We start from the raw sequence: 6,299 nt of genomic DNA, 5'->3' as shown, positions 1-6,299 counted from the left end.
GTTCGACAATGAATATGATTTAGCCCTTGCTGTAATGGACGGCATGGAATCACGGAGTGAACAAGGGGGATATACGTTAGAGCGTTTTAGGTTTAAATCATCCTAGCTACTTATATTGAGGAGCAACAGCAACTACTGTTTTTCCGTACACCTTCCCTAAATACTGCAACCATTGGCCGAACTGTGACCAAGCTGCATCACTAATGCTTTTGGCAAGCTTGTGGTTTTTCACCATATTCTTCACCTGCAAGTCTTCGTAGGCTACGAAATCGCTAGATTTCACCACGCACAACGCCGTTTTTACGGCGAAGTCTTTACGCTGTCTACTGACTTTTAGGTGTTTTCTTCCTAGCCGATTAATGGCTTTCCGGCGGTTGGCTGATCCTTTCTTTTTCTTCGAAACTCTTCGTTGCAAGCGCTTCAGGGCTTTCTCGCTTTTTTGAAGATGGCGAGGGTTTGGAACAGTTTCTCCTGTGCTGTCGGTGTAGAAATGGGCTAATCCCACATCCAGCCCAACCGCTTTGCCCGTAGGAACGATTTCTTCTACTCGTTCTAGATTGATGCAGAACTGGCTGTAGTAGCCGTCAGCGCGACGGATTACCCGCACTCGCTTAATCTCTTCGGAAGCGTAGAAATATAGGTCGCGAGAGCCGACTAACTTAAACGTTCCAGCTTTAAAGCCATCCGTGAAAGTCAAGTGTCTCTTATCGGAAGAAAGCTTCCACCCGCTAGTCTTGTGCTCTACAGAGCGAGTACACTTCTTGAACTGCGGGAATCCTTTCTTCCCAGGCGAGTTCGCTTTGCAATTAGCAAAGAAACGTTGAATTGCAATCAGGGCGCGTCAAGCCTCGGCTGAACGCGCCATTGAGTTAAGCTTGCCTGCCCAATCAAACTCTTTGGCTAATACAGCACATTGTTTGTAGAGGTCAGAGAGCTTAATTCCTTGATTGTCCATCCAGTACCGGAGTGCTTTGTTGCGGATAAACCGCGCGGTTCGGATCATGTCGTCAATGACCCGATACTGCTCATGTCTACCTTTTAACTTGAACTCTAATACAATCATGGGAATATCCTACTGTGTTTATAGCAACTTATTGCTATAAACACAGAAAAATCGCCCTAGAAGGACGGGGCTTTAAACCCGTAATTTTTGGGTAAGATTACTGCGGGTGTTTTTTTACTCTCTGAATCGAGAATGCTAATTCAAAAGCTCCATGACTGCGAAGAATTTATTGCCGGTGATGCCACTCAGTTGAGGGAGTTATTGCATCCAGATAAACAGCCGGTAGAATTGCGTTACAGCTTGGCTCACGCGATTCTGCCGGTGGGACAAACTTCAACGCCGCACTCGCTAACAACTTCCGAGGTTTACTACATCCTTAGCGGTGCTGGTGAGATGCACATTGATGAAGAAACCCAGTTGGTAGAACCTGGAGATATGGTTTATATTCCGCCGAATGCCAAGCAATTTATTCACAGTTGCGGAACTGAACCGTTGGTGTTTATCTGCATTGTCGATCCGGCGTGGCGTAAGGAAGACGAAACAATTTACGACGCTTGAGTACACAAACGCAGGCAAAATTTATAATTTGCCTGCTACAGACATTTTGTTGCAAGCGATCGCATTACTTTTGAATTGCTTCCTTGTTTGGAAATGCTGGATTCATTAAATTTAAATCTTTAAAACAACAACAGCACTCCAACCAGACTCGCTAAGTGATTTCCTCTTATGGGCAATTCGACGTGGAGTTGAACTAACTTACAAAGTTTAGTTGCATCGCTCCCTAGTCACTAGCTTAGGAAATATCAGGCTTCTGGATGAGTGCTGCTGTTGTTGGATGAGACAGATGTTAAATGAAACAGCGTTTTTACCTCTCAAGTCGTATGTGAACCGCGCTGTAGAATCTGTCAGGGAAGCTTTTTAGCTTCATATTTTTACTTTAGCAGGCATCTCCAGAAGCACCAGTAAATGAAACCAAAATTCATGTTGTTGGAGAGAGCTACTATTCAGATTATGAAACAAAGTTAAGTGGGAATCGCGGGTATGAAGGATACGAGCGTCGCATCCACGAAACCCATACAAGTCCGTAGCAGAGAATCCTAGGGCGATAGGAACCTTCGGAACGTGGATTAAGTAGGGGCATGGCACAGAAAAAGCCCCTACCCCAAAAAATCGGAGGTTAATCAATCCACCGTTAACCGCTCATTACGAATCTTCAATCGAGGTTGGCTAAGTTCACCTTGGCTTCTGGAGCCTGGTAGATACCACCAGAAACTTGTAACTTCTGTAAAAACTCTTGCGTTAACTTAAGGAATGCTTTAGAGCCAGATGAATTGGGGTTGTTGAGACTCACCGGGGTAAAACTATCAACTGCCTTAGAGACATTTACATCCATTGGAATGCGGGTTTTGAAAATTTGAGCCGGGGTAAAATCTTCAGTAACTCGCTGCATCACTTGCTGGTAATATCTTCCACTCAGAATGTTCCCTGACATAATAAAGACAATTCCCATCAGGCGGAGATTGAGTAAGCCATCCAAATTATGACTTTCTTTGAGCTTATTAATCCGTCTTTCTAGCAGTTGAATTCCTACAACGGATAAAGGTTCTGGTCTAGCTGGCAGCAAGTAGAAATTACTAGCGACAATCCCACTACGAGTCAAAAGATTGTAGCCAGGAGCGCAGTCCAGAATAATGAAGTCGTAATCTTTAATTATCGGCTGTAAAATCCCTCTGACTAATTGCTTTTCAAACTCATTCCAAACTTGAATGAAGTTACTATTGCCATCCCTTAGCGCTCTTTCATGGAGCATCTCAGACACTAAAAATTCATCGTAGAGATCGATATCCCCCGGCAATAAATCCAGCCCTTTAACCGTGCAAACGTAAGGCTGAATAATATCTTGGATTGAAAGATTGGTTGGACTATCGGGTCTAACTGCTTTATAAACCAGCTGTCTCAACGTGCGTTTCTCTTTCCGGCTCTTTCCAAAGTCCTGTGGGGACATCAGGCTGAGCGTAGCACTGATTTGCGTGTCTAAATCGACGACTAGAACCCGTTTCCCATGATGTTTGGCTAAACAAGTCGCCAAGTTGACACTGAGAGTCGTCTTACCGACGCCGCCTTTCATGTTTACCGTTGCAATTACATATCCCATTTGTTAGCTCCTCTCAAGCCTACGCCCCGCTAAATACAAAGCGAATCGCAGTCACTCAATCCCTGGTCAACTGTTACAGCCTTAATAATAATCTTGGATTCGCCGTCGTAAGGCAATAGCGCGATATGAGAGTTGCGACGATTTGGGATCGCGGTGTTCCGTGCGCCACGGATATCGCCTATCAAAGCGGAATCTCTCCAGAATAGCGATGGCACGTGCGATCGCTTCTCTTACCCTACAGCGTTTGCCCAGAACTTGCGCTTAAATCAACTCTCCCAGATTTCTGAAAATTATGTAAACTTTTATAAATAAAGCAAAAGAGCAATCAATATCTATGACAACTAATAGTGGATTTGGCAAAGTTCAAAAAACCAAAAAAACTCCCAAAAGCTCCGCCAAACGCGCCGAAGCATCCAAGCAGTACGACAAGATGAAGGGGGACGGAGTACCCGAATTCAATATTTACATTCGCATCCAAGGTAAAAAAAACTGGTTTCCAGTCGGTTCCTTAGCGGTGAATCGCACCAGTAAGATTAATCAAGCCATCTTCGACACCCAAGAAGACTTACGCCAAGGAGCCTTCCGTCTATTTCCCGTCCTCCGCAAGAACCAGAACAATTTGGAATACGGCTACCGCCTCAAGGGTTCTGAATATGCAGATGAGCCAATCCAAGTTGCCGTTCCTCCTCAGCCATCTGTCCCGAACGCGATTCAAGCAACGATCGATAAGCTGAAGAATAGCTTCTCTGGGCTATTGAAACGGGGTTAATTTGTTGTTTAGTGCAAGGATGCGATCGTTTCTTCGGATAGCAGCATACATACAGAGCGATCGCATCCAACTCACTTTTGCCACTGCCAGTTGAGCAGACGCTAAACTTTAAAAGGAACTTGACCCATGTCCTTAAGAAGCGGTCAATACCCTAATACGAAAAACCTCGCTCTGAGGACAATCAGATAGGTTTAAGGTTTCAATGAGTGCCGTGGAGAGGAAGAACACAATTGAACTTCAACCCTGAGCTTTGCCGAAATGAGAGTGAAGTAGAAAGTAAACTCATCGTTCAATATCTGCTGCCACAGCTAGGATATACTCCAGAAACTTGGCATCAAGAGATTGCCGTTGGCAGTATTCGATTAGACTTTTTGGCATTTGCAGCGCAAGTCATCCCATTTGTGTTGGATGACAACTCGCCATTAAGCGTTGTAATGGAAGCAAAGCATCCCGATCAAAACTTAAATAGACATACTGGCAGACTTAAGCGCTACTTAATGAGTTTGAATGTAGAATATGGATTGTTAACGAATGGCAAGGAACTTAGAATTTACAAAAAAAATCAGGATAATATTCAGCTAGTTTTTCACTGTTCTGGCAGAGAGATTAGCTCTAAAATAGACAATATAAAAACTATTATTGGTAGAAATAACTTAAACGAAAAAACTACTGAAGATCCAACCAATATCAAAATTAATCTTGAAAACGCTCAAAATGAACCTTTGGTAGAGGAAAAAACATTACAACCTGAATTAATTAATTCTCAACTCAGATCCACACCAATTATTCAACAAGAAAGGCAACATACTGTGAAAACAATTGCGGTTTACCACAACAAAGGCGGCGTAGGCAAAACAACAACCGTTGTTAACCTAGCCGCTGCTATCAGAAAGAAAGGCAAAAAAGTCCTGATTGTTGACTTAGATAGTCAAGCTAACACTACCTTTGCCGCAGGTTTAGCAAAATTTGATGATGAAGAACTAGATGAGCTAAAAGATTGCAATGTTCGTCATCTATTACAGTCAGAAGAGTTTTATCCTATAAACGAAGTTGCTAAGAAATCTCAGTATAGTAACCCGGAAATTGATGTGTTGCCTTCCCACATCAGTTTAATGTCATACGAAACCGAGCTAAATCAACAAGATTCTAGTAAAATAATGCTTTTGCAAAAACTAAAAGCAGTAGAAGATCAATATGATGTTGTAATTATTGATACGCCACCATCTTTAAACCTTTATGCCAGAATTGCCTTAATTACAGCTGACTATCTAATTATTCCTTCAGATCTAAAACCGTTTGCTAATCAAGGTTTAGTAAACGTCAAAGATTTTGTTAAAACAATTAATGGGTATAGGAAATTTCTCAAAAAACCACCCATTGAAATCTTAGGTGTTCTTCCTTGTAAAATATCTACCAATTCCAGATTTGTGCAATATACCTTACCAAAACGCTTAGAAGTGATTCCCAAGCGCTACGATTTGAAAGTAATGGAAAACGTTATTTATGAAAGAGAGGAACTGGCAAAATGTACCGAAAGAATGCAGATTGTAGGTAACAGGGAAATACCAGATCCAATATCGGTGATTGATTTCAAGCCGGATTCTACCTCCGCTCAGGAATTCGATTTACTAGCCAGAGAAGTTTTGCGAGAAATAGGACTAACTGCATGAAATTATCTATTTCGCTTGTAGCAGTTAAAAAAATAAACTCTAATGTTCTCCGTTCAGAATTTTTAGAGGATGAGTTAAAGCGGACTGCTGAGTTAATTTTAAAAGCTGAAGGTATTATTAATCCCCCAGTTATTCGCAGAACCAGCTTGGAATCTTATGAGGTAGTTAACGGACACTTTGAATACTACGCCGCTGTTAAGGCTCGTGAGATAGATCCCCGTAAAGGAGAAATGATTGGAGCTTTCATTATTGAATCAGAAAATGAGGAAGTTCTCATGGATCAGATTAAAGTCCTGAGAAATCGAGATTTTAATAATGAATCCCAAGTTGCTGACACACAGCCTTTAAATACGGTTGAATCATCAAATAAGGTAATACAATTTGAAAGTTTATTGCCTGAAATTGAAAGTTTGATAGATAGAAAACTTCAACTGATTAGCAGTAGGATCAGCGAACATATTGATGAATTTGTTCAAAAAATTGAACCGCTCCTGAATCAGCCAGAAAAAGTAGAACAGAAGGAAGGTGATAAGACTCCAATTGAAAAACCAGACTACGATATAATGAAACTTTCGCAGCTAAAATCAATCGCGAAAGAACGGAATATAGAAGGACGTACAAAAATGACAAAAAAAGAGCAATTTATTACAGCTCTTAACAAAGCTGATGCAAGTCGAAAGTAACTAATAACCTCATTATTTA

At 41.7% G+C, this 6,299-nt stretch carries 5 protein-coding genes and 1 pseudogene; 4 read left to right on the top strand and 2 right to left on the bottom strand.

The window, feature by feature from the left end; translation table 11 throughout:
- Positions 1 to 112: 112 nt before the first annotated feature.
- Positions 113 to 1,063 (bottom strand): annotated as a pseudogene (locus tag NC994_RS25760) (transposase); the annotation flags it as partial.
- Between the two features lie 132 nt (positions 1,064 to 1,195).
- On the opposite strand from NC994_RS25760, the gene NC994_RS25755 reads away from it, so the two are divergent.
- On the top strand, positions 1,196 to 1,561 hold the full coding sequence (locus NC994_RS25755; protein ID WP_190440670.1) for a cupin domain-containing protein: 366 nt from the start codon (positions 1,196 to 1,198) through the stop codon (positions 1,559 to 1,561).
- Positions 1,562 to 2,216: 655 nt separating this feature from the next.
- On the opposite strand, the gene NC994_RS25750 is transcribed toward NC994_RS25755, so the two are convergent.
- Positions 2,217 to 3,158 (bottom strand): ParA family protein, encoded by a 942-nt coding sequence (locus tag NC994_RS25750; protein ID WP_190440667.1) that lies wholly within the window; start codon positions 3,156 to 3,158, stop codon positions 2,217 to 2,219.
- Positions 3,159 to 3,492: 334 nt separating this feature from the next.
- Between NC994_RS25750 and NC994_RS25745 the strand changes: the two genes are divergently transcribed.
- From NC994_RS25745 to NC994_RS25735, 3 genes are all read left to right on the top strand, one after another.
- Complete coding sequence (locus NC994_RS25745) at positions 3,493 to 3,927, top strand: HHL1-like protein (RefSeq protein ID WP_190440665.1); 435 nt, start codon at positions 3,493 to 3,495, stop codon at positions 3,925 to 3,927.
- Positions 3,928 to 4,157: 230 nt separating this feature from the next.
- Positions 4,158 to 5,597, top strand: coding sequence for an AAA family ATPase (locus NC994_RS25740; RefSeq protein WP_190440662.1), 1,440 nt, complete (start codon positions 4,158 to 4,160; stop codon positions 5,595 to 5,597).
- The gene (locus NC994_RS25735; protein ID WP_190440659.1) at positions 5,594 to 6,280 is read left to right on the top strand and encodes a Rho termination factor N-terminal domain-containing protein; all 687 of its coding nucleotides are present in this window, start codon (positions 5,594 to 5,596) and stop codon (positions 6,278 to 6,280) included. Before NC994_RS25740 ends, NC994_RS25735 begins: the two co-directional genes overlap by 4 nt.
- The last annotated feature ends 19 nt before the right edge of the window (positions 6,281 to 6,299 follow it).

This window comes from Trichocoleus sp. AS-A1, assembly GCF_039962015.1.
Classification (GTDB): Bacteria; Cyanobacteriota; Cyanobacteriia; order Cyanobacteriales; family FACHB-T130; genus FACHB-T130.
This window is presented reverse-complemented; position numbering and strand designations above follow the sequence as displayed.